This window comes from Sphingobium sp. B2D3C (assembly GCF_025961835.1).
Lineage (GTDB): Bacteria > Pseudomonadota > Alphaproteobacteria > Sphingomonadales > Sphingomonadaceae > Sphingobium.
Genome location: NZ_JAOQOK010000001.1, coordinates 2,565,673 through 2,588,809 on the forward strand (window position 1 = coordinate 2,565,673; position 23,137 = coordinate 2,588,809).

The 23,137-nt window shown below is 62.7% G+C and carries 19 protein-coding genes; 11 read left to right on the top strand and 8 right to left on the bottom strand.

The annotated features are described in order from the left end of the window. Positions 1-111 precede the first annotated feature (111 nt). Together M2339_RS11915 and manD are read right to left on the bottom strand one after the other, a co-directional pair. Positions 112-1,044 (bottom strand): sugar kinase, encoded by a 933-nt coding sequence (locus M2339_RS11915; RefSeq protein WP_264586479.1) that lies wholly within the window; start codon positions 1,042-1,044, stop codon positions 112-114. Next, a complete protein-coding gene (gene manD, locus M2339_RS11920) occupies positions 1,044-2,252 on the bottom strand; it encodes a D-mannonate dehydratase ManD (protein WP_264586478.1) in 1,209 nt (402 codons plus the stop codon). Before manD ends, M2339_RS11915 begins: the two co-directional genes overlap by 1 nt. Positions 2,253-2,362: 110 nt before the next feature. Here manD and uxaC point away from each other — a divergent pair, with 110 nt between their 5' ends. The 4 genes from uxaC to M2339_RS11940 are packed head-to-tail and all read left to right on the top strand — an operon-like array spanning position 2,363 to position 8,379. Next, positions 2,363-3,772, top strand: coding sequence for a glucuronate isomerase (gene uxaC, locus M2339_RS11925; protein WP_264586477.1), 1,410 nt, complete (start codon positions 2,363-2,365; stop codon positions 3,770-3,772). Next, a complete protein-coding gene (locus M2339_RS11930; protein WP_264586476.1) occupies positions 3,769-5,175 on the top strand; it encodes a mannitol dehydrogenase family protein in 1,407 nt (468 codons plus the stop codon). Before uxaC ends, M2339_RS11930 begins: the two co-directional genes overlap by 4 nt. 55 nt (positions 5,176-5,230) lie before the next feature. Continuing rightward, complete coding sequence (locus M2339_RS11935; RefSeq protein WP_264586475.1) at positions 5,231-6,490, top strand: MFS transporter; 1,260 nt, start codon at positions 5,231-5,233, stop codon at positions 6,488-6,490. A gap of 17 nt (positions 6,491-6,507) precedes the next feature. Further along, complete coding sequence (locus M2339_RS11940; RefSeq protein ID WP_264586474.1) at positions 6,508-8,379, top strand: sulfatase-like hydrolase/transferase; 1,872 nt, start codon at positions 6,508-6,510, stop codon at positions 8,377-8,379. Between the two features lie 255 nt (positions 8,380-8,634). Here M2339_RS11940 and M2339_RS11945 read toward each other — a convergent pair whose 3' ends face one another. Next, complete coding sequence (locus tag M2339_RS11945) at positions 8,635-10,047, bottom strand: DUF1593 domain-containing protein (RefSeq protein ID WP_264606357.1); 1,413 nt, start codon at positions 10,045-10,047, stop codon at positions 8,635-8,637. Between the two features lie 178 nt (positions 10,048-10,225). Beyond that, a complete protein-coding gene (locus M2339_RS11950) occupies positions 10,226-11,134 on the bottom strand; it encodes a LysR family transcriptional regulator (protein ID WP_264586472.1) in 909 nt (302 codons plus the stop codon). 176 nt (positions 11,135-11,310) lie between these two features. Between M2339_RS11950 and M2339_RS11955 the strand changes: the two genes are divergently transcribed. The 3 genes from M2339_RS11955 (at position 11,311) to M2339_RS11965 (ending at position 14,930) form a co-directional block, all read left to right on the top strand. Then, complete coding sequence (locus M2339_RS11955; RefSeq protein ID WP_264586471.1) at positions 11,311-12,051, top strand: nuclear transport factor 2 family protein; 741 nt, start codon at positions 11,311-11,313, stop codon at positions 12,049-12,051. Beyond that, on the top strand, positions 12,048-12,827 hold the full coding sequence (locus M2339_RS11960; protein ID WP_264586470.1) for an SDR family oxidoreductase: 780 nt from the start codon (positions 12,048-12,050) through the stop codon (positions 12,825-12,827). Before M2339_RS11955 ends, M2339_RS11960 begins: the two co-directional genes overlap by 4 nt. Positions 12,828-13,175: 348 nt before the next feature. Then, on the top strand, positions 13,176-14,930 hold the full coding sequence (locus tag M2339_RS11965; protein ID WP_264586469.1) for a chloride channel protein: 1,755 nt from the start codon (positions 13,176-13,178) through the stop codon (positions 14,928-14,930). A gap of 107 nt (positions 14,931-15,037) precedes the next feature. Here the strand turns inward: M2339_RS11965 and M2339_RS11970 are convergent, their stop codons facing one another. From M2339_RS11970 to M2339_RS11985, 4 genes are read right to left on the bottom strand one after another with little or no spacing between them, the layout of a single operon-like run. Next, on the bottom strand, positions 15,038-15,298 hold the full coding sequence (locus M2339_RS11970) for a carboxymuconolactone decarboxylase family protein (protein ID WP_264586468.1): 261 nt from the start codon (positions 15,296-15,298) through the stop codon (positions 15,038-15,040). Between the two features lie 37 nt (positions 15,299-15,335). After that, complete coding sequence (locus M2339_RS11975; protein WP_264586467.1) at positions 15,336-16,583, bottom strand: TolC family protein; 1,248 nt, start codon at positions 16,581-16,583, stop codon at positions 15,336-15,338. Then, positions 16,580-16,783, bottom strand: a complete 204-nt coding sequence (locus M2339_RS11980) for a DUF2892 domain-containing protein (RefSeq protein WP_264586466.1) — start codon at positions 16,781-16,783, stop codon at positions 16,580-16,582. The genes M2339_RS11975 and M2339_RS11980 overlap by 4 nt, the downstream gene beginning before the upstream one ends. A gap of 25 nt (positions 16,784-16,808) precedes the next feature. Further along, positions 16,809-18,089 carry an NAD(P)/FAD-dependent oxidoreductase gene (locus tag M2339_RS11985; RefSeq protein ID WP_264586465.1) on the bottom strand — a complete coding sequence of 427 codons (1,281 nt, stop codon included), beginning with the start codon at positions 18,087-18,089 and terminating at the stop codon, positions 16,809-16,811. An 84-nt stretch (positions 18,090-18,173) separates the two neighbouring features. Here M2339_RS11985 and M2339_RS11990 point away from each other — a divergent pair, with 84 nt between their 5' ends. The 4 genes from M2339_RS11990 to M2339_RS12005 are packed head-to-tail and all read left to right on the top strand — an operon-like array spanning position 18,174 to position 23,086. Continuing rightward, positions 18,174-18,512: a rhodanese-like domain-containing protein gene (locus tag M2339_RS11990; protein WP_264586464.1), complete on the top strand. Its 339-nt coding sequence runs from the start codon at positions 18,174-18,176 to the stop codon at positions 18,510-18,512. Positions 18,513-18,531: 19 nt separating this feature from the next. Continuing rightward, the gene (locus tag M2339_RS11995; RefSeq protein WP_264586463.1) at positions 18,532-19,563 is read left to right on the top strand and encodes an efflux RND transporter periplasmic adaptor subunit; all 1,032 of its coding nucleotides are present in this window, start codon (positions 18,532-18,534) and stop codon (positions 19,561-19,563) included. Then, a complete protein-coding gene (locus tag M2339_RS12000; RefSeq protein WP_264586462.1) occupies positions 19,560-22,766 on the top strand; it encodes an efflux RND transporter permease subunit in 3,207 nt (1,068 codons plus the stop codon). Before M2339_RS11995 ends, M2339_RS12000 begins: the two co-directional genes overlap by 4 nt. Next, entirely contained in the window at positions 22,763-23,086 is a 324-nt protein-coding gene (locus M2339_RS12005) for an ArsR/SmtB family transcription factor (protein ID WP_264586461.1), read from the top strand. Before M2339_RS12000 ends, M2339_RS12005 begins: the two co-directional genes overlap by 4 nt. The last annotated feature ends 51 nt before the right edge of the window (positions 23,087-23,137 follow it).

Consider the following 23,137-nt stretch of genomic DNA (forward strand, 5'->3'; position numbering starts at 1 on the left):
CAGCCGCTAAACACGGCGCAGAGCGCCATTGCGGATACCGAGAACGAAATCTTGCCAGTCATGCGCACGGCCTTCTCCAATCATGCTGTTCTTATTGGCGGGGTCACCCGGTCAAACGGCCATCCCTGTGTCGTCGCCCGATGGCCGACTGTAGATCCCGGCTTCGGCCGGCGGAATAGCCCCGCGCCGCTGCACAACCCAAGCGGCCAGAGCATTGCCGGCCTCCGCCGACGCCTCCGGACTTCGCCCCACCAGCCGATGAGCCAAATAGCCGCCATTGAATGCATCGCCCGCGCCGGAGGTATCCAAAGGGCGCGCCACGATCTTGCGGGTCGGAACGAGGCAATCGCCCGCCATCGCGCCGGCCGCCCCCATTTTTACAGCGACCTCATCGACGCCGCGCTCGCGCCAATAGGTTATTGCTTCCTCGCAAGAAGTCGTCCCGAGCAGAGCCTGCTCATCATCGAGCGTCGGCAGACCAATGGACGCTGTCCGCAGCGCCGCATCATGCCAATGCCGGGCCGCCGCCACCGTCTCCCAAAGCGCCGGACGGTAGTTGCTGTCAAACGCGATGCGGCCACCGGCTGCGCGGCGGCTCCGCAAAATATCGAGCAACGTAGCGCGGTCTTCCTCCGGGAGGATGGCCAGCGTCACCAGCGAAAAATAAACTATCAGCTCGGCGTTACGGACTGCAGCGGCGAGGGGATCGGGCGCGATCAGTGAAACCAGGCGTCGTGCGGCGCTGTCGCTGCGACGGTAAGTGAACGAGCGCTCGCCATTCTCGTCAGTGGCGATGAAGTAGATGCCGCATTCGTGCACCGGACTGCGCGCCACGCAGGAGAGATCAAGCCCCTCACGCTGCCACGCGCCGGCGAGATCATCACTGAACCCATCGCGCCCGATGGCCGTCGCAAGGCCGGTCGCGATACCGAAGCGCGCCAGATGAATGGCCGTGTTGACCACGTCGCCGCCATGGGCCTGCCGCCAGCACGCATCCTCCCGTCGGAACTCGACCATGCCCTCGCCGATCGCGAGAAAGCGCATCACCAGTTCCACATGCTGCCGTCGGACAGCCGCGCGACCGGCAGATACGCCGGCTTGTAGGGATATTTGGCGGCCAGAGTTTCATCGATGTCGACGCCATGACCCGGCGTTTCGCCGCAGTAGAGAAAGCCGCGCTCGAAATGGTAATCATGGGGGAAGACGGCGTCCGTCTCCTCGGTGTGGCGCATATATTCCTGAATGCCGAAATTCGGCACCCAGGTATCGAAATGCAGGGCCGTACCCATCGTCACCGGCGAGAGATCGGTCGCGCCGTGGCAGCCCGTGCGGACCTGATAGAGCGAGGCCAGATCGGCGATGCGCCGCAGATGCGAGACGCCGCCAGCGCCCACAATGGTCGTTCGGATATAGTCGATGAGCTGGTTCTGGATGAGATCCTTGGCATCCCAGATGGTGTTGAAGATCTCGCCGACGGCCAGCGGGGTGACCGTGTGCTGGCGGACCAGCCTGAAGGCTTCCTGATTCTCCGCAGGCGTGACGTCTTCCAGCCAGAACAGCTGATAGGGCTCGAGCATCTTGCCGAGATTGGCGGCTTCCTGCGGCGTGTAGCGGTGGTGGCCATCATGCAGCAGATGATGGTCGAACCCGTAGTTCTGGCGCAGCTTGTCGAACAGCTTGGGCACATGGTTGAGCGCCTTGCGCGTATCCCAGCCGGTGACAGAGGGCAGCGCGGCATCGGCCGGCTCATAATAGAGCTTGCCGCGCCCGACGCCATAGGCGTCCTTCACATTGGGAATGCCGGTCTGCGCGCGGATCGCCTGATAGCCCATGTCGATATATTCGCCCACGGCATCGACGGTTTCTTCGATATCCGAGCCATTGGCATGGCCGTAGACCATCACGCCATCGCGGCTGCGGCCACCCAGAAGCTGGTACAGGGGCATATTGGCCATCTTGGCCTTGATATCCCACAGCGCGACATCGACCGCCGCGATGGCCCGCATGGTCACCGGCCCGCGCCGCCAATAGGCTCCGCGATAGAGATATTGCCAGATATCCTCGATCCGCCTCGGGTCCATGCCGATGAGGCAGGGCGCCACATGGTCCTGCAAATAGGACACGACCGAAAGCTCCCGCCCGTTGAGCGTGGCATCGCCGATTCCATAAACGCCCTGATCGGTCTCGATCTTGAGCGTCACGAAATTGCGTCCGGGACAGGTGACGATGACCCGAGCGGCAGTTATCTTCATTGCAGGCAAAGCTCCCGATGAGTGTCCAAGCATTTTCGCCTGACAATCAATACTAGATTGGTCAGGCATTGTATGGCAAGGGGTCATTTCCGGTCGTCAGGGAGAAGGTCATGAGTCCACTGAAACTGCATCCTGATCGGCTGTTTCCTGCGGACTCCACCACGCGCGCAACCGCTCGCGACCTTTATGCGCAGGTTGCGCGACTGCCGATCGTGAGCCCCCATGGCCATACTGACCCGCGCTGGTTCGCGGACAATCAGGCATTCACCAATGCCGCAGACCTGCTGCTGATCCCCGACCATTATCTCCTGCGGATGCTCTACAGCCAGGGCATTCCCATGGAGAAGCTGGGCGTGCGGCGGCGCGGCGAAGCGGCGGAGACGGCGCCGCGAGAGGCATGGCGCATCTTCGCAGCCCATTATCATCTTTTCCGTGGCACCCCTTCCCGGCTCTGGCTGGATTGGGTGTTCGCCGAAGTGTTCGGCCTCACCGAGCAGCTGGATGCGGACCGCGCCGACGCATATTACGATGCCATCGCAGAGCAGCTGGCGCAGGAGGCGTTCCGCCCTCGCGCGCTGTTCGAGCGCTTCAATATCGAAGTGATCGCCACCACCGAGTCCCCCCTCGACAGTCTCGACCATCACCGCACGATTGCCGCCAGCGGCTGGTCCGGCCGGGTGATTACCGCCTATCGCCCGGACCCAGTGATCGATCCCGAATTCGAGGGTTTTCGCGACAATCTGGTGCGCTTTGGCGAGTTGGCCGGCGAAGATTGCTTCACCTATGAGGGCTATCTCGCCGCGCACCGCAACCGCCGGGCGTTTTTCGCCCGGATGGGCGCAACCTCAACCGATCACGGCCACCCAACCGCTGCGACGGCGGACCTTGACGACGCGCAGGCCCGCGCTCTTTTCGCGCGCGTCATTGCCCCGGACGTGAGCGCCGCGGATGCCGAACTGTTCCGCGCGCACATGCTGACGGTCATGGCCGGCATGAGCATCGAGGATGGATTGGTCATGCAAATCCACCCTGGCTGTTTCCGCAATCACAATCCCTGGCTGTTTGAGCATTTCGGGCGGGATAAGGGCGCGGACATCCCGGTGCGCACCGAATATGTCCATGCGCTGCGGCCACTGCTCGCCAAATATGGCCGCGATCCGCGCCTGTCCCTCATCGTTTTCACGCTGGATGAAACGACCTACAGCCGGGAATTGGCTCCGCTTGCCGGCCACTATCCGGCACTCAAGCTCGGCCCGGCCTGGTGGTTCCACGATAGCCCGGAAGGCATGTGGCGCTTCCGGGAGAATGTCACGGAGACAGCGGGCTTCTACAACACAGTCGGCTTCAACGACGACACGCGTGCCTTCATGTCCATTCCCGCGCGCCACGATGTCGCCCGCCGGGTCGATTGCGCCTTTCTCGCGCGGCTGGTCGCCGAGCATCGGCTGGAGGACTGGGAAGCTGCCGAACTCGCGCAGGATCTCGCCTATAATTTCGCCAAGGCAGCGTACAAACTATGAGGCTCTCCGAGCAGACCCTCGCGTCGCTCGATGCGCGCGCTATTCAGGTGCCTTACGATCGCGCCGCCGGCAGCAAGCAGATCGTCCATCTTGGCCTGGGCGCCTTCACGCGGGCGCATCAGGCGGTGTTTACCGAAGATGCCATTGCGGCGTCGGGCGAGGTCTGGCGCATCCTCGGCGTGTCGATGCGCAGCGCCACGGTGCGCGATCAGCTTGCGCCGCAGGATTGCCTGTTCACCGTGACTACCAAGGGCGAAGGCGCGCCTGCGACGCGGCTGGTGCGCTGCCTGAGCGATATCATCGTCGCCCCGGAAGACCCGGCCCGTGTGATGGTCGCCATCGCCGATCCCAAGACCCATATCGTGACGCTGACCGTGACCGAGAAAGGCTATCACCTTTCCGGCAGGCAGGACGACGCGCTCGATCCGCTGCTGCAGGATGACCCCGCAAGCCAGGCGCCGCGCACCATCTACGGCTATCTCGCACAAGGCCTGAAGCAGCGCCGAGACCAGGGCCTGCCCGGCCTCACGATCCTGAGCTGCGACAATCTCGCGGACAATGGCACCCGCTTGCGCGCCATGCTCCTGAAGGTGCTGACCGGCACCGACCCGCAACTGGCGCAATGGTGCGCGGATAACACCACCTTCCCCTGTTCGATGGTCGATCGGATCGTCCCGGCGACGCAGCCCGATGACATCAACCGGCTGGAAAGCATGATCGGTCTGCGGGACGAGGCTGCAGTGTTCACCGAACCCTTCCGCCAATGGGTGATCGAGGATCGGTTCGCCGGCCCCCGCCCCCCATGGGAAGCTGCTGGTGCCGAGATCGTGGCGGACGTGCGCCCTTATGAAACGGCCAAGTTGCGGATGCTCAACGGCGCCCACTCCGCGCTCGCCTATCTCGGCCTTGCCAAGGGGCATGAGCTGGTCAGCCAGGCCATGGCCGACCCAGACATCGGCGCGCTGGTTCGCAGCCTGATGCGGGACGAAGCCGCCGACAGTTTCCAGCCGGCCGCCGGGCAAGACCTGCAGGCTTATGCGGCCTCGCTGGAAACCCGCTTCGCCAACCCCGCCCTTCCCCACCGGCTCGCCCAGATCGCAATGGATGGATCGCAGAAGATCCCCCAGCGCTGGCTGGCGACGCTTGCCGACCGGCAGGCCCAGGGGAAAGCCTCGCCTGCGATCCTGAAAGCCCTCGCCGCGTGGATCGCCCACGTGCGGGGCAACAATCCGCATGTCAGCGACCCCCGTGCGGAGGCGCTGGCGCTGGCCTGGAAGCAGGCCGGCCGGGACGGGATCGCCGCCGCGCTTTTCGCAGAGAGCGGATTGATCGCCTCCTCGTGGAAACCCACGAGCGATGAACTGGCCGCACTGTCCAGTCATCTGGAAACGATGGCAGACTGACTTTGCCAATCAAACAGGGCTTCGGGAGAGAATGACGGTGAATGACAAGCGGCGCATGCCCCTCATGGGCCTGAGATGGTGGATCATCAGCCTCGTCACGATCGGCACGATTCTCAATTATCTCGCGCGCTCGTCCCTCTCCGTCGCGGCGCCGACGCTTATGGAAGTGTTTGGCATGAGCACCCAGCAATATAGCTGGGTCGTCTTCTCCTTCCAGGCCACCTACACGGTGATGCAGACGTTCAGCGGCGCCATCCTGGACTGGCTCGGCACCCGCCTGGGCTTCGCCATCTTCGTGGTCGGCTGGGGCTTTGCCAATATGTGCCACGCCTTTGCCACCGGCTGGTTCAGCCTCGCCTTCTGGCGCGGGCTGCTGGGCAGCTTTGAAGCCGCCGCCATTCCCGGCGGCCTCAAGGTCGTCTCAGAGTGGTTTCCGCCGCGCGAGCGCACCGTGGCGACCGGCGTGTTCAACATGGGCGCATCCATCGGCAACATGATCGCCCCCGCGCTCGTCGCGTTCTGCATCCTGTATTTCGGCTGGCAGTCGGCCTTCCTCATCACCGGCGGCCTGAGCCTGCTCTTCGCCCTGTTGTGGTATTTCGTTTATCGCAGCCCCGAGCAGAGCAAGCGACTGACGCAAGCGGAACTCGCCCATATCCAGACCGCCGGTGACGATGCCGGGGTCATCGCGCGCCCGGCGCACTGGCGCGAGGTGATCCGCACCAAGGGCTTCTGGTCCATCGCCATCCCTCGCTTCTTCGCGGAGCCGGCGTGGCAGACCTTCAATTTCTTCATCCCGCTCTATCTGGTCACGGTGTGGGACTTTAATCTGAAAGATCTCGCTCTGTGGGCCTGGCTGCCATTTCTGGCAGCGGACGCGGGCTCCATGCTGGGCGGCCTCACAGCTCCCGCGCTTATCCGCTGGTTCGGCGTTGACCTGCTCACCTCGCGCAAGTTGACCGTCACACTGGGCGCAGCCCTGATGATCGGCCCGGCCTGCATCGGGCTGGCGACATCCCCGGCCATGGCGATCGCGCTGTTCTGCGTCGGCGGTTTCGCACACCAGATGCTTTCCGGCGCCCTGCTCACCCTCTCGGCCGATCTGTTCGACAAGCGGGCAGTCGGCACAGCGACCGGCATGGCTGGATCGATCGGATGGATCGGCGGCGCCATCTTCACGCTGATCGTCGGCGGGCTCGCGGAGATCGTGGGCTACAATCCGCTGTTCGTCATGCTCGCCGCCTTCGACCTGATCGGCGCGCTGGTGCTGTGGGGATTGCTTCGGTCCGGGAAGGCAAAGGCCGCCCTCAATTAAGATAAGGATACGCGAAGATGGCGATCAGTCGCAGGGATATGCTCGGGGGCCTGACTGCGGCCAGCGTCGCGACCGGCTGCACGACAACTGCACAGACAAGCCGGCCCGGCCCGAGAGGCAGGCCCAATATTCTGTGGCTGGTGAGCGAAGACAATAATCCCTTCATCGGCGCTTATGGCGACTCGATTGCCCATACGCCACATATCGACGCGCTGGCGCACCGAGGGCTGCTCTACCGGAAGATCTACGCAAACGCGCCGGTCTGCGCCCCGGCACGTTTCTGCCTTCTGACCGGCATCTATCCGGAATCGAATGCGCCGGCGAACCACATGCGCGCCGACGCAAGCCTGCCTGATTTCCTCAAGACTTATCCGCAACTCCTGCGCACGGCGGGCTATTACTGCACGAACAATGAGAAAACCGATTACAATGCCGCCGTCAATCCAGCGTCGATCTGGGATGAATCGAGCGCCAAGGCGCATTACCGCAACCGGCCTGCGAACACGCCTTTCATGGCTGTTTTCAACTTTAACACCACGCATGAATCGCAACTGTTCGGCATCACCGAAGGCAAGGTGAAGCCCGAACAGGTCCGCGTCCCGCCCTATCTCCCCGACAGCCCCGCCGTGCGGCAGGATTTCGCCAGCTATTATAACCTCATGGAGCGGATGGACGCACAGGTCGGCGAAAAGCTGGCCGAGTTGGAAGATGCCGGGCTGGCCGACGATACCATCATCTTCTACTTTTCGGACAATGGCGGCTGCATGCCCCGCTCCAAACGGCATTGCCATGAGGAAGGGCTGCGTTGCGCGCTGGTGGTCCATGTGCCCGACAAATGGGCGGACTATGCGCCGGCCGCGATGGGCGGCGAGATCGCGGCGCCGGTCAGCTTCATCGATTTCGTACCCACGCTGCTGTCCATCGCGGGCATTCCCCAGCCTGCGACCATGCCGGGCACGGCCTTCCTTGGCCGGAAGATCGCGCGTCCGAAAGCCTATGCCTTTGGCATGCGCAATCGCATGGATGAGCGTTACGACTTCGTCCGCACCGTCGCGGACGGGCATTACCGCTATATTCGCAACTACATGCCGCACCGCCCCATGGGGCAGGTCAACGCCTTCCCGATGATGTTGCGCAGCTATCAGGACTGGTATCGCCGCTATGCCGCCGGCGAGCTTAACGCCGTGCAGTCGCGCTTCTTCGAGCCTCGGCCCTATGAGGAACTGTACGACCTGGAAGCTGATCCTGATCAGCTTCAAAACCTTGCCGCCGATCCGAAGCAGAGCCGCCGCCTGAGCGCTTTGCGGACAGCGCTCGACCAGCACATGCTGGATATAAACGATAACGGCTTCATACCCGAAGGCTCGCCACTAGAGGGCTACGAAGCCAGTCGCCAGCCCCATGCCTATCCGCTGGCGGACATTATGGCTCTGGCCGCGCAGGCGGCGACCGGAGGCCCATCAGCACTGCCGGATCTTACTCGGGCCCTGACACACGATAACGAAGTGATGCGCTACTGGGCAGCAACGGGTCTGCTGATCCGCAAAGCACAGGCCGCGCCGGCGCGAGAGACGTTACTCAGCGCAAGCAAGCGCGAAACGTCGGCGCAGGTCCGCGTGGTCATGGCGGAAGCCCTCACGCATCTGAGTGAAGGGGAGCAGGCCAAGCAGATTTTTGCCGAGTTGCTCGCCGCAAATCCTCCGGAAATGGTCGCACTGCAGACTCTTAATGCTCTTACTTATATCGAGCCGGTCTATCGGCCCATGGACATGCTGGCGAGATGGAAGACCGATCCCGGCTATGTCGGGCGCGCGACACGGTATCTCACACGCGTGAGTGAGGGCACTTACGATCCTTCAGTTTCGCTTCTGCCCCCACGAGGCGTGTGAAGGCTCATAGGCAAGTTTGACGAGACAGTCTAACGTTCCCCGAGATTCCAGTTCTGGCTGGTTGTTTAGCGTAAGCTGCACTGGTCCACGCAGCCATCCGCTTCGCTCGATGATCGGGAACGTCTACTTTCGTGATCGCTTGTCTGTGAAAGTCCGCTACATTGCTCTCCAGCACGCCATTTGCCACAGGCCCTTCCAGAAAACATCAACGGCCGATCGAATGCACGCCCGATCGACCATTGCGGCACAGCCCCGTCATGGTTCCAAAGTCACCACGGCCCGCCGGTAGCTGGTCAGGGGCGGCGATCCCGAATCCGTGACCTCCAAAATAATGTGATAGGCGGTGTCCTTGGGCACAGGGACGTTCGTGTTCGTCATCCGGTACATCGGCAGAGTGAAACTCACCTCCGTGCTGTCCGCGCCGGTAATCTCAAGGGGCGGCACCATGACGCCGGGCGCCTGGCTTGGCTCTGCATATTGCCACCAGCGATAGGTCAGCTTGTCGCCATCCCGATCATGCGTGCCGGCGGCGGAGAGGCGCACGGTTGCGCCGACCTTCGCCGACAAGGTGACGGGCGCCTTTCCGGCGACCCCGTTCAACACCAGCTCGGGATGGTGATTGGCGCGGCGCACGTCGGGCGAAAGAGTCCAGGCCATCCGTCCGGCAAAATCGTTCTGAAAAGCCCCGCGCCAACGAAACACCGTCGCCTGATTGCTGACCCAGACCTTGCCATTTGCGTCCACAAACCTGTCAGATGCGTCGGCCCGGTGGCCGGCACCTTCGTAGATCGGCAGATAGCGCCCTCCCCAGCCACCCCATTCGGGACGCTCGGGATTATTCAGGCCATTAGGAATCAAGCCCAAAAAGGACGGTGTGTCTCCTTCCATGATGAACTCATGCGGGGGATATAATGCGCCCAGCGGCCCGCGCCTAATATTGGCCTCCAGCCACTCATTGGTGACCATGTCCGCATCCGGCCACTTGTCGTCACGGCGGAAAAGGTCACCAGCAATGCCGATCCATGCGGCGAGGCCGTATTGGCCCCAGCCATGGACGCTGGCGATCCAGAACAGGTCGGGGAAGGTCCGTCGCGCCCAAGCGCCGGTATCGTCCTGATCCGAAATGGAATAGATCCGAAGCTTGGAAACGAAGGTCTTCACCTGTTCGGGCGTGCGCGTTTCGCGAACGGTCCACAAAGCTTGTGCAAGATCCGCGCTGCCGCCCCATACGGGGATGTAAACCGGTCGGTCATCGGGGCGATCGACCACTTCGATGATCCGGCGCGAGGCTTCGGTATCCTTGCCCTCGCCCACCGCAGCCATGCCATAAACCGGCGTGCCGCTGACGATTGCGGCCATCAGCGTGCTGGCATCCGGATAGCCCCGGGCATGTTTCCGGAGATTGGGAAGCACCTTCCCATAAGCTTCCACCCGCTCGCGCATAAGCTGTGGCTGAACCCTGGTACGCTGCCAGGTGGAGGTCGTCGCAACAAGGCCTTCGATGTCGAACTCGTTTGCATAAAGCAACAAGCGCACAAGAGACTCAGAATCGTCGGGTTCATTTCCGATGTCGGACAAGATCAGGACACGCGACTTCGTTGTATGCAAAGGTTCGGCAGAGGTCGCCGGAACCGAAACTGCCAGCGCCGCAGCGGGGGCGAGCACCATGCTAAATCGAGTGACCATCAGTTCTCCTACCTCAAATATCGATGACCCGTCCGCCATGATCGCGCCGTGGCGGACGGGCGACCCGGCGGATCAGAAGCGCGTACGAATGCCGGGCTGAACCAGCCTTCCGAGCGAAATCCCGTTACCATAGCCACTGCCAGTGGTCAGGTAGGCCGCCTTACTCATGGCGGTAAGCGCGGGATCGTTCGCGCGCCAGATCGATGAACACCTTGACAGCGGCGGGCGGATTTCGCCGACTGGGGTAATAAAGGCAGATCGGCGTGAGTGCGGGCAGCCATTGCGGCAGGAGCGACACCAAACGCCCCGCTTCGATATCCGCCCGCACGTCCGATTCCATGAAGAAGCCGATACCGACGCCTTCCAGCACTGCCAACCGGGCGACGCTGGCCTCGTCGAGGATGAGCGGCCCGTCGACCTCAAGATGCAGCGACTGACCCTCCGCTCCGAAGTGCCAGCGATACATCACGCCGTTGGGAAGCCGGATCCGGATGCAGGGATGGGCGAGCAGATCGGCGGGGACGCGCGGGTGGGTCCGGTCAGCGAGATAGGCCGGCGCGGCAACGATCGCGTGCCGCCTCTCGGGGCCGACCGGAATGGCGATCATGTCTGAGGGGACGAGATCCCGGCTCCGCACCCCGAAATCGAAACCGTCGGCGACGATATCCGAAAGCGCGCCTTCGGTGACCAGATCGATGCGCACCTGCGGAAACCGCTTCAGGAATTCCAGCACCAGCGGCTGCATGATCTCGCGCGCCGCGGTCGCAAAGGTGTTGATGCGCAAGGTTCCCGAAGGCGTATCCTGCTGCGATCGCACCGTATCGAGCGCGTGATGGATGTCGCGCAGCGCAGGCGTCACCTGCTCGACGAAGCGGTGCCCCGCCTCCGTCAGCGAAACGCTGCGAGTCGTCCGGTTGAACAGACGCACGCCCAATTGCCCCTCCAGCTTCGCGATCGCATTGCTGAGCGCTGTGGCCGACAACCCAAGATCGATCGCCGCCGCGCGAAACGATTCCTTACGGGCAATCGCCAGCACCGCGTCGAATTCGTGAAGACCGTATCCTGCCATTGTTTCGAAATCCGAAATTCCTCATCCCAATTTATCTCGATTATCGGAATGATCGGCAAGGCCTATCTCCGTCAAACCAAACCGGAGTGAGACCATGCAATATTATCAGGTATTCATCAGCGCGGAGCACTGTGTAAGCGTACCGCATTCTCGACGCGCTCATCGCCAGGCAACTGGTGTTCGGCGGCCCCGTCGTTGGCGGCCCGGCCAAATTCCTGTGGAACTTCAAAGACGGCGACGTCCCCCCGGAAATGCGCGAGCACCGGCTGTTCACGTTGGAACAGGATTACAACTACATCATCAGTTACACCCGCGAGGACCTGAAGGACGAACTGGTCGAGATCGCCGAGTCCGCCTCGCTGGAAGAGGTCTGCATGATCTCGTTCCTGCCGACGGAATCGAACCGTTCGCTGCGCCTGCTGCGCGAAGCATCATTCGAAGGTCGCAGCACTGTCGTTCAGCCCGAGCCTGTCGATGCGGTCACCGCGCTGACCTTCGTGCCGACCGAGCAGATCCCCTCCCGCACCAAGAGCTCGCCGGCGCCGTGGGCAGCCGGCGCTGATCCCGAACCCCGAAAGGAAACGACCATGACCTTACAATTGCCAAAAGTGATCGCAGGCTATTTTGCTGCCGACCGGAAAGGGGAGGCGCAGGCCATCTCCGAATGCTTCACGCCCGACGCCGTCGTGATCGACGAGGGCAACCGCTATGTCGGGCGCGAGGCGATCCGGCAGTGGATGGCCAATGCCTCGACGCAATATCAATACACCGTCGAACCGTTTGACCTGACCGAAGACGATGGCCACGTGGTCGTCACCAGCCACCTCGTCGGCAATTTCCCCGGCAGTCCGGTCGACCTGCGCTACCGCTTTGTGCTCGACGGCGACCTCGTTTCGCAACTGGAGATCGTGCCATGACGCCATTCATCACACTCGCAGGCAAGCGAGCGCTCGTCACCTCGGGCACCCGCGGGGCGGGGGCGGCCACGGTCGCGCTGTTTCGCGAATTGGGCGCACAGGTGCTGACCACCGCGCGGACCAGGCCCAAAACCATGCCAGAGGTCCAATTCGTCGCCGCCGACCTCACGACACCCGAAGGCTGCCTCACTGTCGCCGAGGCGGTCGAGAAGCGGATGGGCGGGGTCGATATCGTCGTCCACATGCTCGGCGGGTCCGCAGCGCCGGCGGGCGGCTACCGGGCACTGGACGACGACGAGTGGCGCCGCGAACTCGATCTCAACCTCATGCCGGCAGTCCGGCTCGACCGGGCGCTGCTTCCGGCGATGAACGAACGCGGTTCGGGCGTGGTGATCCATATCACCTCGATCCAGCGGGAGCTGCCGCTACCCGAAGCGACGACCGCCTATGCCGCCGCCAAGGCCGCGCTATCGACCTACAGCAAGAGCCTGTCGAAGGAGGTTTCGCCCAAAGGGGTTCGCGTGGTGCGCGTTTCGCCCGGTTGGATCGCCACCGAAAGCTCGGTGGATCTCGCGAGGAGGTTGTCGGCCGAGCACGGCGTTGATGTCGAAGAAGGAAAGCGCATGATCATGGATTCGCTCGGCGGCGTCCCGATCGGTCGTCCTTCGGAACCGGAGGAGATCGCCGGTCTCATTGCCTTCCTGGCATCGGACCGGGCAGGAACAATTACTGGGACAGAGTATGTCATTGACGGGGGGACAATCCCGACCGCGTGAGCGCTAGGTAAATGTCTTTTGAGGAAAGAGGATCTTCAAACCCGCCATTCCGCTATCGGCCTAGTTGTAGCCGCGGTGCGAGGCCAGGGAAGCGAAACCTGGGTGTCGGGTTTTGGCAAGAGATTTGCCGTTGGGCAGGTTGCGACGGAATGACCGGTAAGTCCCAAAGCCGGTCGATCGCTATGCCGCAACAGCCTGATGAACAAACGGCGGTTTTAGGGTCACGTTTCGAGCGTGCGAATGTCGGGTATGAGGGCGGTAAAGGCTAAACTCTTGCGGCTGGATCATGCACACAACCGGCACTTGCCTAAAGTTGACTTTGATGACGTGTGAGAGTTGACCCCCCGTATGAATCATTCGTGGCAAGAAACACTTCTAGCCTTTGTTGCCCGGCGGCGACGCTCCCTTCGTGAGAGCGAGGCTGCATTCATCCTGTTGGCAACAATTGCGGGCCTTTGCGCAGGTCTGCTTACCAATGCGCTGCAGTTCCTTGCCCACGGCATTCAGCATCTCTTCTACGGCGTCACGATCAATCGCCTAAGTGCGCTGGGCTCAATCCATCATCCCTGGCGCCTGTTGGCCCTGCCGGCAGGCGGGCTAATGCTGGTCATGGCGTCGCGCGCGCTGCGCCGCCGCAAGAGAGCGCCGATCGACGTGGTCGAGGCGAACGCGTTGCATGGGGGCCGCATTCCGTTTGCTGACAATTTGGTCATTGCAGCCCAAACCGTTATCTCCAACGGTGCCGGCGCTTCGGTCGGCCTTGAGGCGGCTTATGCCCAGATGGGTGGAGGGGTCGCTTCAGTTTTTGGGCAATGGTTCAAGCTTCGACGAAACGACTTGCGGACTCTGGTCGGCGCGGGCGCCGGAGCGGCCGTGGGTGCTGCCTTTGGGGCGCCGCTCACCGGCGCCTTCTATGCCTTCGAGATCGTGATCGGCAACTACACGCCCGCAGCCATCGCGCCAGTTATGGCCGCAGCGCTCACCGCCAGTTTCGTCACTCGAGCGCTTGGCGTCGAGCCCTATCTGGTCGCGACCACTACGGACCGGCACCTAGCGATTGCCGACTATCTGGCCTATGCTGGCCTCGGCTTGGTCTGCGCCCTGATCGGAATAGCGATCATGCGCCTGGTCACTTCGGCCGAACTCCATGTGCAGTCGTGGACTCGGCTTGGACGGTGGCGGCCTGTGATCGGCGGTTTGCTGCTGATGCCGATTGCATGGATCTCGCCGCAGTCGCTCTCAGCGGGGCATGGAGCCCTACACCTCGACCTGCTCCTCCGCCCCACACTGACCTTCCTCGCGGTCGTGCTTCTGCTGAAAATTGCGGCCTCGGTCATTTCGCTGAGCTTTGGTTTCAGAGGCGGACTGTTCTTCGCATCGCTGTTCCTGGGTTCGCTCGTCGGCCAGATATTTGCCGGCCTGATCAACCTGAGTCCGCTGGCGGTGACACTGGACGTCAATGACGCCGCGCTGGTCGGCATGGCGGCGCTCAGCGTCTCGATTGTCGGCGGCCCCATGACGCTCGCGATCCTAATGCTCGAGACCACCCACGATTTTGCCCTGATGGGTGTCGTGCTGACAGCGACCTTAATCTCAAGCGCATTCACGCGTGAGACGTTCGGATATTCCTTCTCCACCTGGCGCCTTCATTTGCGCGGCGCGACAATCCGCAGCCCGCGCGACATCGGCTGGACGATGACGCTCACGGCCGGCCGTATCATGCGCAAGGATTGGGTCACAGTTCGCGAGGATATGACCGTTGCTGACTTTCGCACGCAGGTTCAGCTTGGTTCGGCCAGCAAGGCTGTGATGACCGATGCACAGGGGCACTATTGTGGGATCGTGGCAACGACGTCAGCGTATCGGCCCGATCTGCCAGTGGCTTCTCCTCTCAAGGCATTGGCCACGCTTGCCGACACGAGCCTGACGCCAGCAACTGGCATACAGGCAATGCTGCACATGTTCGACGACCATGCCGCAGACGAAATGGCCGTGGTCGATGAGCGAGGACAGGTGCTCGGTGTAGTGAGCGAAAAGCATGCACGCCGTCGCTATTTCGAAGAGATCGAAGCTTCGCAACGGGAGCTATTTGGTGAAACTTGAAGGGGCTGTGCGGCGCGGCCTGTTCAGGCCGCCACGCTCCCCTTTGCAAACTGGTCATAGGCCTCGACCGCCTGCGCAGCATATATGAGGCTGGGCCCTGCCCCCATTTACAGCGCCATGCCCATGGTCTCCATGATCTCCTCGCGCGACGCGCCATGCTTGACTGCAGCCTGCGCGTGAAAGGCCACACAGCCGTCACAGCGAATGGCAACGGCGATGGCGAGTGCCATCAATTCTTTGGTCTTAACGTCCAGCGCTCCGCCTTCCGTCGCCGCCTTTGCCATAGCCGAGAATGACTGCATCACCTCGGGCGTACCGAGCCGCACTTCCTTGATCGCGTGGCTGAGTTCGCGGCCATTTCGGGCCAATCCTTGTTCATGGCTGTCCGTCTCTCTCGGATGCCTATCAGCCCATCAGGCTGAGCAACCGGTACGCCGCGACGACCCTATCAGTCTGAGCCTTGGCGAGGGCGGCAGCGGCACCCGTAGCCTCACGCTCGGCGTTCAAAAGATCGATCTGGGGTTTCAGGCCGACGCGCACTTCATGCGCAACGCTGTCGCGTGCCTGCCTCGCAGATTCGGCCTGCCTGGCAGATGCTTCTTCGACCAGCAGGGCGGTCTGAGCGGCTTGAAAGGCAGCAATGACCTGCTCTCTCACCTGATTTCGGGCCGCTTCGAACCGTGCCTCGGCGGCCCGAACGCTGCTGTCGCTTTCGGCCACTTTCGCCGATGCGCCGGCATTGAATATCTGCCAACGAGCCCGCACGCCAACGGTCGCGCTATCTGCCCGATAGCCTGGGAAGAACTGATCGCGGACCATCGTGCCCTCGGCGAAAGCGCCGACCGTCGGCAATCGTTCGGCACGTGCGCCCCATGCAGCGGCGCGTGCCGCGCGCACACCCGCCTCGGCACCCGCAAGCCAGGGATTGTGCTGAAGCGCGGCATCCATGGCCTCGTCTAACGTCGCGGGAAGCGCGGGATTGGCGGGGAGTGGTTCGAGCGCTTCGGGCGAAAGCCCCGTCAAAATGGAAAAGCGGGCATTTGCCGAGACCACAAATCCCTGGGCCTGAGCGAGACCCGCCTGTGCTTCAGCAAGTCGCGCCGCAGCCTGCGCCACCTCGGTGCTGGGACTCTCGCCTGCCTTGTAGCGCAGCCGGGCCTGCCGCTCGATCTCCTGCATCTGCGCGACGAGTTCGTTACTGAGCACCATCAGGCGGCGGCTGGTCAACACGTCGCCATAGGCCTGCGCGACGGTGGCGACCATCTGGCTGCGGGTGGCGTCTTCGCCCGCCCGGGCAGCATCATTGCCGGCGTTCGCCTGCGCTATCCCTGCGCTGACGCGTCCGCCGGCATAGAGCGGCTGCTCGATCGTCACCTGCCCCGCGCGCGGCGTCACATTGGCCGCGCCCAGACCAAAGAAATTTTGCGGGTCGAGACGGCCGACACCGATGGTCCCGGTCAAGGTTGCAGTCGGCAGGCTGTCAGCCTTGGCTTCGCGCAAACGCGCGGCTGCGGCGTCACTGTCAGCGCGCGCCGCCACGATCTCGGGCGTATGCGCCACCGCTGCAGCGATCGCCTCCTCGAGCGTCACCGCCGCCGCAGGCATGGAAGTGCCCGCAAACAGACCAATCATGATGATCCGGGCAACCTTCATCTGAAAGCATTTCCCGGGCGCACGCCCATGGCCTTGAAGATCATCGCTGCCGGACAGAAACCGGTAATGCCTGCCTGGATCATGTTGGCGCCGGCTAAGATCGTAAGGGCTATCCACCACGGGTGGACTGTCAGCGCCAAGGTGACACCGAGCAGCACGACGAAGCCGGCGAACATCAGGACAGCGCGATCGATATTCATGGCATTTTCCCCTTGGTAATGGTGGTCAGAAGCGAAGCTTGCGGATGCCCATCACATGTAGGGCCAGCTTCTCGTAGAAGGGCTCGCTCTCGCCCCTGCGGACCTTGCGCAGGAAATATTTCTCGAAGCCGACCTTGGCGAGATGGACCCATTTGCCACTGGACGACCAGTTGACGTTGCGCGGCGGGATCTGCGGTTGGGCGACGAAGGCGACGCCACCGTCACCAAAGTCGGCGAGGCAAACAGCGTTCCAAGTGGCCTCGGCAGTTGCTTCCTTGCCGTCGATGATCGCCGCGAGATTGGCGGCAATCGCCGTTACCATGCTCTCGATCATGAAGCCGGTCTTGGGCACGCCTACCGGAACCGGGGTCGGTCCCGTTGGCGGGATGGCAACACAGACCCCGAGCGCGAAGATCTCCGGGAAGGCAGGATTGCGCTGATGCTTGTCGACCAGGATGAAACCGCGCGGATTGGTGAGTCCCTCGATCCCGCGCACTGCTGCTGCCCCACGGAAGGCAGGAAGCATCATCGAGAAGCCGAACGGCAGGTCGTGCGACTTCTTGACGGTGCCGTCCTCGTCAAACTCATCGACATGCATCATGCCGGCCTCGACCTTGGAGACCTTGGCATTGGTGATCCACTTGATGTGGCGGTTGCGCATCTCGCTCTCGAGCAGCCCCTTGGTGTCGCCCACACCGCCGAGGCCGAGATGACCGATATAGGGCTCGGAGGTAACGAAGGTCATGGGTACCTTGTCGCGAATTTTGCGCTTGCGCAGCTCGGTGTCGAGAATGAGCGCGAACTCGTAGGCTGGACCGAAGCAGGATGCGGCCTGCACCGCGCCGACCACGATAGGTCCGGGCTTCTCGCAGAATGCGTCGAACTGGTCAGCAGCCGCAGCAGCATGCGCCGTCTGGCAGACCGACACGGTATGGCCGTCATGAGGCCCCAGCCCCTCAATCTCGTCGAAGGCAAGATCAGGGCCGGTGGCGATGATCAGATAGTCATAATCGATGGACGTGCCGTCGTTCAGCTCGATGCGCTTCTCGACTGGATGAACCCGCTTTGCCCCGACCGATGTGAAGCCGATCTCCTTCCTGGCGAAGACGGGCGGAAGATGGACCTGAATGGCTTCAGGCTGGCGCCATCGCACGGCAACCCAAGGGTTAGACGGAACGAAACTATAGGTCTCCGAGTCGGAGACCGTCAGGATGTCGGCCTTGTCCTTGACGGCGGCCTTGATCTCGTAGGCGGCGATCGTTCCGCCCAGACCCGCACCTAGAACCACGATCTTCGGCTTGCCCATCGCCCCATCTCCGCTTCATCAATCGTTATTGACTAATATAAGCATATCACGATATGCGCAATGGGGAAATTGAAGGGGGCATCCATGTTCGGATTCGGAAAAGGCAAGACCCATCGCGAAATCGAGCCGATGGAACTCGACGCCTTGCTGAAAGCAGACGCTGTTCTGCTGGTCGACGTGCGCGAGCCGGACGAGTTCGCTGCAGGCCACATTGCCGGTGCAGTAAATATGCCCCTGGCGACCTTTTCACCGCTTAATGTTCCGGATGCCCAAGGCCGGACTGTCGTGCTGCAATGTGCTGGTGGAAAGCGCTCGGGCATGGCGCTTGAAAAGTGCGGCCAGACGCAATCGACCATCGATACTCATCTGGCCGGCGGCATTGCAGCCTGGAAATCTAGCGGCCGTCCCGTGGTGATGGACTGAAGCGACGACTGGGGAGCACATGATGGCGAAAAAAGCGAAAGCGCCTTGGCTTTATGGCGCGTTGCTGGTTCTGTCGTCATGCGGCGGCGAACCAGCGCAGGAGCAACGGTCTTCCAGCTTGGCCGCTGGCGATACGCTACGCCTTGCCCTGAGCGACATTGCCGACATGAAAGCTGTTGGCGCTGAAATCGCAACCCGCGACCAAGCCGAGGCCCTCGCGCGCATCCCCGGCACGCTCAGCAGCCTCTCCGTCCGCGCTGGCGACGTGGTCAGCAAGGGGCAGCGCATCGGCATGATCGTCGATGCGCGCCTCGGCTACGAAACCAGCGCCTCTGGTGCAAACGTCGCAGCGGCGCAGGCCGAGGCTGCTCGTGCAAATAGCGATCTCGCCCGCATCCAGGATCTCTACAGCAATGGCGTCTACGCCAAGGCTCGACTTGATCAGGCAGTCGCGGCTGCCAAGGCCGCCAATGCAATGGTAGCGGCTGCACAGGCCCAGCGAGGCGCAAGCGCGAGCATCGCGGAGCAAGGCGCCGTGCTGGCCCCGGCCAGTGGCCGCGTCCTGCGCGCCGATATTCCGGCCAGGTCGGTCGTGGCGCCCGGGATGTCCATTGCCACTGTCACCGCCGGCCCACCCGTTCTGCGCCTCATGCTGCCGGAGTCGGCCGCAGGCGCAGTTCAGGCCGGCTCGCGCGTACTGGTGACGGATGCGCGCTATTCCGGCGTCCGCGAAGGCCGCGTCGTGCAGGTCTATCCGGGCGTCAGTGGCGGACAGATCCGTGTCGATGCCACACTTCCTGGCCTCTCCACTGATTTGGTAGGACGGCGCGTCAGCGCTTCGGTCTCTGTAGGCGCGCGCAAGGCGCTGGTCGTTCCGCGCCGCTTCGTGACGACACAATATGGCATCGATCAGGTACAGATCGTTGGCAGCGACAAAGCAGTGGGGGTTGTGCCGGTGCAGATCGCGCCGACGGACGACCCTGCCAAGGTTGAGATTCTGGCGGGCGTCGCCGCTGGCGACACGCTGTTCCTGCCGAAAGGCGCGAAATGAACCTCGGAATTTCCGGCCGGCTCACGCGCGCCACGATCTCTTCTCCCCTGACGCCGCTATTCCTGTTGGCGGCGCTGGCCGTTGGTCTGCTGGCTCTCTTCTCCATCCCCCGGGAGGAGGAGCCGCAGATCAGCGTGCCGATGGTCGACATTCAGGTGGTGCCACCAGGGCTTTCGGCTGGAGACGCAATCGAACTGGTCGGCATCCCGCTTGAGACAATCGTCAAGAGCATCGACGGGGTCGAGCATGTCTATACGCAGGCGCAGGACGACGGGGTGATGGTCACCGCCCGGTTCCTCGTCGGCTCGAACCCGGAAGACGCGGCTATCCGCGTCGAGGAAAAGCTGCGCGCCAACTGGGACCGGAAGCCGGTTGGCATTCCAGATCCCAAGGTGACCGTGCGCGGCATCAACGACGTGCCGGCTGTCGTGTTGACGCTCACCCCAAAGCCCGGCGCGGCAGGCCAGTGGAACGACGCCAGCCTCTACGAACTGGCCGCCAAGCTGCGCACCGAAATCGCCAAGGTCGACAATGTCGGCCTCACGTTCCTCGTTGGTGGCAGACCCGAAGAAATCCGCATTGCTCCCGATCCGGCTCGACTGCGCCAATATGGCGTACCACTCGGCAACGTCATAGAGGCTGCGAGCCAAGCCAATCGGAGCTTCCCGCTCGGCAACATCCGCGAGGACGGCAAGGCCGTGGCAGTGACAGCCGGACGCACCCTTTCTTCGGCGCAGGAAGTCGGTCTCCTCACGGTGCGATCCGCCTCGGGCGCACCGGTCTATCTGCGGGATGTCGCCACGGTGACGCAGGGGCCGCGGGAAGATCAGGCACGCGCCTGGCGCTGGGCGAAGGCCGGCGACACATGGACCAGCGCGCCAGCCGTCAGCATCGCCATCGCCAAGCGCGCGGGCGCCAACGCCGTCGTCGTCTCGGATGCGATCCTCAAGCGTGTCGAGACACTCGAGGGCAAGCTCATCCTGGATAGCGTCGCCGTCGCCGTCACCCGCAACTATGGCGAGACTGCGAACGAGAAGGCCAATGAACTGCTCTTCCATCTCGGCCTGGCAACGATCTCCATCGTCGTCCTGATCGGATTTGCCATCGGCTGGCGCGAGGCTGCCGTGACAGCAGTGGTCATCCCGACGACGATCCTGCTTACCATGTTCGCCTCGAATCTCATGGGCTACACGATCAACCGCGTCAGCCTGTTCGCGCTCATTTTCTCAATCGGTATTCTCGTAGACGACGCGATCGTCATGATCGAGAATATCGCCCGCCACTGGGCCATGGACGACAATCGGACACGGACACAGGCGGCCATCGAGGCGGTCGCCGAGGTCGGCAACCCGACCGTCGTCGCCACCCTGACGGTGGTAGCGGCGCTGCTGCCGATGCTGTTCGTCTCGGGACTAATGGGGCCGTATATGGCGCCGATCCCGGTCAATGCCTCGGCGGCGATGATCTTCTCGTTCTTCGTCGCGGTCGTGCTCGCCCCCTGGTTGATGATCCGCTTTGCCCGCAAGACGCTGGCGCATGGGGCTGGCGGGCATGATGAGAGCGGCGGAAGGCTTGGCCGTCTCTACGCGAAAGTTGCCCATCGGATCATCGACACGCGCAAATCCGCCTGGCGCTTCCTTATAGGCGTCGGGATTGCGACGCTGGTCGCCTGCTCGATGTTCTACTTCAAGGCCGTCACGGTGAAGCTGCTTCCCTTCGACAACAAATCTGAGGTGCAGGTGGTGGTCGATATGCCGGAGGGCACATCACTTGAGAATACCGGCCGCGTGCTAGAAGACGTCGCCGCCATCGTGCGCCAGCTGCCGGAGGCGACGGCGATGGAAGCCTATGTGGGCACTTCGGCACCCTTCAATTTCAACGGGCTTGTTCGCCATTATTTCCTGCGCGCGCAACCTGATCAGGGCGATGTCATGGTAACCCTGCTCCCCAAGGGCGACCGCAGTCGTTCCAGTCATCAGATCGCGCTCGATCTGCGCGAGCGGCTGAAAGCGCTCAAGCTGCCAGTGACCGTTTCGATTAAAGTCGTCGAGACACCGCCGGGGCCGCCGGTGCTCGCGACGCTGCTGGCCGAGGTCTACGGGCCCGACGCCGCGACGCGCCAGAAGACGGCCGCCGAGCTGGAAAAAATCTTCAAGTCCGTGCCGTTCATCGTCGATGTCGACAACAGCGTCGGTGAGCCGCGCCCTCGCCTGCGTCTGGTGCCGCAGCGCGATCGGATCGACTATTACAGCCTATCCGAGCGACAGGTGTCCGACAGCATAGGCATGCTGATGGGCAGCCAAACGGTCGGCTATGCACCGCGCGGCGACGGGCGCACACCGCTGCCGATTACGATTGCGCTGGCTCAGAAGGACCGCAGTTGGACCCAAGCGCTCGCCGCAACACCCGTCGCCCAGACGCCAGCCGGTCAACTCATCGACCTCGGCGCCGTGGTCGATGCGCGCAACGAGACCGGCAGCCCCGCCATATTCCGTCGCGACGGCCGCTATGCCGACATGGTCACGGCCGAACTGGCGGGCGCCTATGAAGCACCGATCTACGGCATGCTCGCTGTTGATCGCGCCGTCGACGACCTTGATTGGGCAGCCAAGGGCCTCGTCAAGCCGCAGATTCGCCTCAACGGCCAGCCCGAGGATGAGTCGAAAGTCAGCATGCTCTGGGACGGTGAATGGGAGATCACCTGGGTGACGTTCCGCAACATGGGCGGCGCTTTCATGGTCGCGCTACTCGGTATCTATATTCTTGTGGTCGCACAGTTCCGCAGCTTCAAACTCCCGCTCGTCATCCTGACACCGGTCCCGTTGACGCTGATCGGCATCGTCATCGGCCATATGCTGTTTCAGGCCCCGTTTACGGCGACCTCGATGATCGGCTTCATCGCCCTTGCCGGAATCATCGTGCGCAACTCCATCCTGTTGGTCGATTTCATCCGTCACAGTGCTGAATCGGGCAGGCCCCTGCGCGATGTGCTGATCGAAGCCGGCACGATCCGGGTTAAACCGATCGCCCTTACAGCCGCGGCGGCTATGATCGGCGCGGCAGTGATCCTCACGGACCCGATCTTTCAGGGTCTTGCGATTTCGCTGCTCTTTGGCCTTGCCTCCTCGACGCTGCTGACGGTGCTCGTTATTCCAGCGATTTATATCGTGCTCAAGGACGACAGGACCCTCGCGACGCAATGAAGATGGAGGATATGAAGCTCAGCCTTCTGTGCGAGCGCGCCACTGAAGTCGCGGCTATGCTCAAGCTGGTCGCGAACCAGCAGCGCTTGGTGCTGCTCTGCCGCCTGCGTGAGGGTGAAGCCTCGGTAAGCGAGCTGACTGACCTGTGCGGCTTGTCGCAATCGAGCGTATCGCAACATCTGGCGAAGATGCGCGAAGGTGGAATCCTGCAAACCCGACGCGACGCCCAGACGATCTACTATCGGCTCGAAAATCAGCATGTCGAAGCACTGATGGAATTCATGTGCGAGCGGTTCCGACCAGAGGCCCACCTACGCTAGGTGCGCGTCGCAGCTGAGGCGCGGCGGGGACACCGACTTATCTGGCCAACC

Excerpts from the sequence above, each read along its gene's own strand:
- M2339_RS11945 (WP_264606357.1), bottom strand. The coding sequence starts at position 10,047 with ATGGTGCTCGCCCCCGCTGCGGCGCTGGCAGTTTCGGTTCCGGCGACC.
- M2339_RS11990 (WP_264586464.1), top strand. The coding sequence starts at position 18,174 with ATGTTCGGATTCGGAAAAGGCAAGACCCATCGCGAAATCGAGCCGATG.
- M2339_RS11965 (WP_264586469.1), top strand. The coding sequence starts at position 13,176 with ATGAATCATTCGTGGCAAGAAACACTTCTAGCCTTTGTTGCCCGGCGG.
- M2339_RS11950 (WP_264586472.1), bottom strand. The coding sequence starts at position 11,134 with ATGGCAGGATACGGTCTTCACGAATTCGACGCGGTGCTGGCGATTGCC.
- uxaC (WP_264586477.1), top strand. The coding sequence starts at position 2,363 with ATGAGTCCACTGAAACTGCATCCTGATCGGCTGTTTCCTGCGGACTCC.
- M2339_RS11960 (WP_264586470.1), top strand. The coding sequence starts at position 12,048 with ATGACGCCATTCATCACACTCGCAGGCAAGCGAGCGCTCGTCACCTCG.
- M2339_RS11930 (WP_264586476.1), top strand. The coding sequence starts at position 3,769 with ATGAGGCTCTCCGAGCAGACCCTCGCGTCGCTCGATGCGCGCGCTATT.
- M2339_RS11940 (WP_264586474.1), top strand. The coding sequence starts at position 6,508 with ATGGCGATCAGTCGCAGGGATATGCTCGGGGGCCTGACTGCGGCCAGC.
- M2339_RS11980 (WP_264586466.1), bottom strand. The coding sequence starts at position 16,783 with ATGAATATCGATCGCGCTGTCCTGATGTTCGCCGGCTTCGTCGTGCTG.
- M2339_RS12000 (WP_264586462.1), top strand. The coding sequence starts at position 19,560 with ATGAACCTCGGAATTTCCGGCCGGCTCACGCGCGCCACGATCTCTTCT.
- M2339_RS11985 (WP_264586465.1), bottom strand. The coding sequence starts at position 18,089 with ATGGGCAAGCCGAAGATCGTGGTTCTAGGTGCGGGTCTGGGCGGAACG.
- M2339_RS11995 (WP_264586463.1), top strand. The coding sequence starts at position 18,532 with ATGATGGCGAAAAAAGCGAAAGCGCCTTGGCTTTATGGCGCGTTGCTG.
- M2339_RS12005 (WP_264586461.1), top strand. The coding sequence starts at position 22,763 with ATGAAGATGGAGGATATGAAGCTCAGCCTTCTGTGCGAGCGCGCCACT.
- M2339_RS11975 (WP_264586467.1), bottom strand. The coding sequence starts at position 16,583 with ATGAAGGTTGCCCGGATCATCATGATTGGTCTGTTTGCGGGCACTTCC.
- M2339_RS11915 (WP_264586479.1), bottom strand. The coding sequence starts at position 1,044 with ATGCGCTTTCTCGCGATCGGCGAGGGCATGGTCGAGTTCCGACGGGAG.
- M2339_RS11935 (WP_264586475.1), top strand. The coding sequence starts at position 5,231 with ATGCCCCTCATGGGCCTGAGATGGTGGATCATCAGCCTCGTCACGATC.
- manD (WP_264586478.1), bottom strand. The coding sequence starts at position 2,252 with ATGAAGATAACTGCCGCTCGGGTCATCGTCACCTGTCCCGGACGCAAT.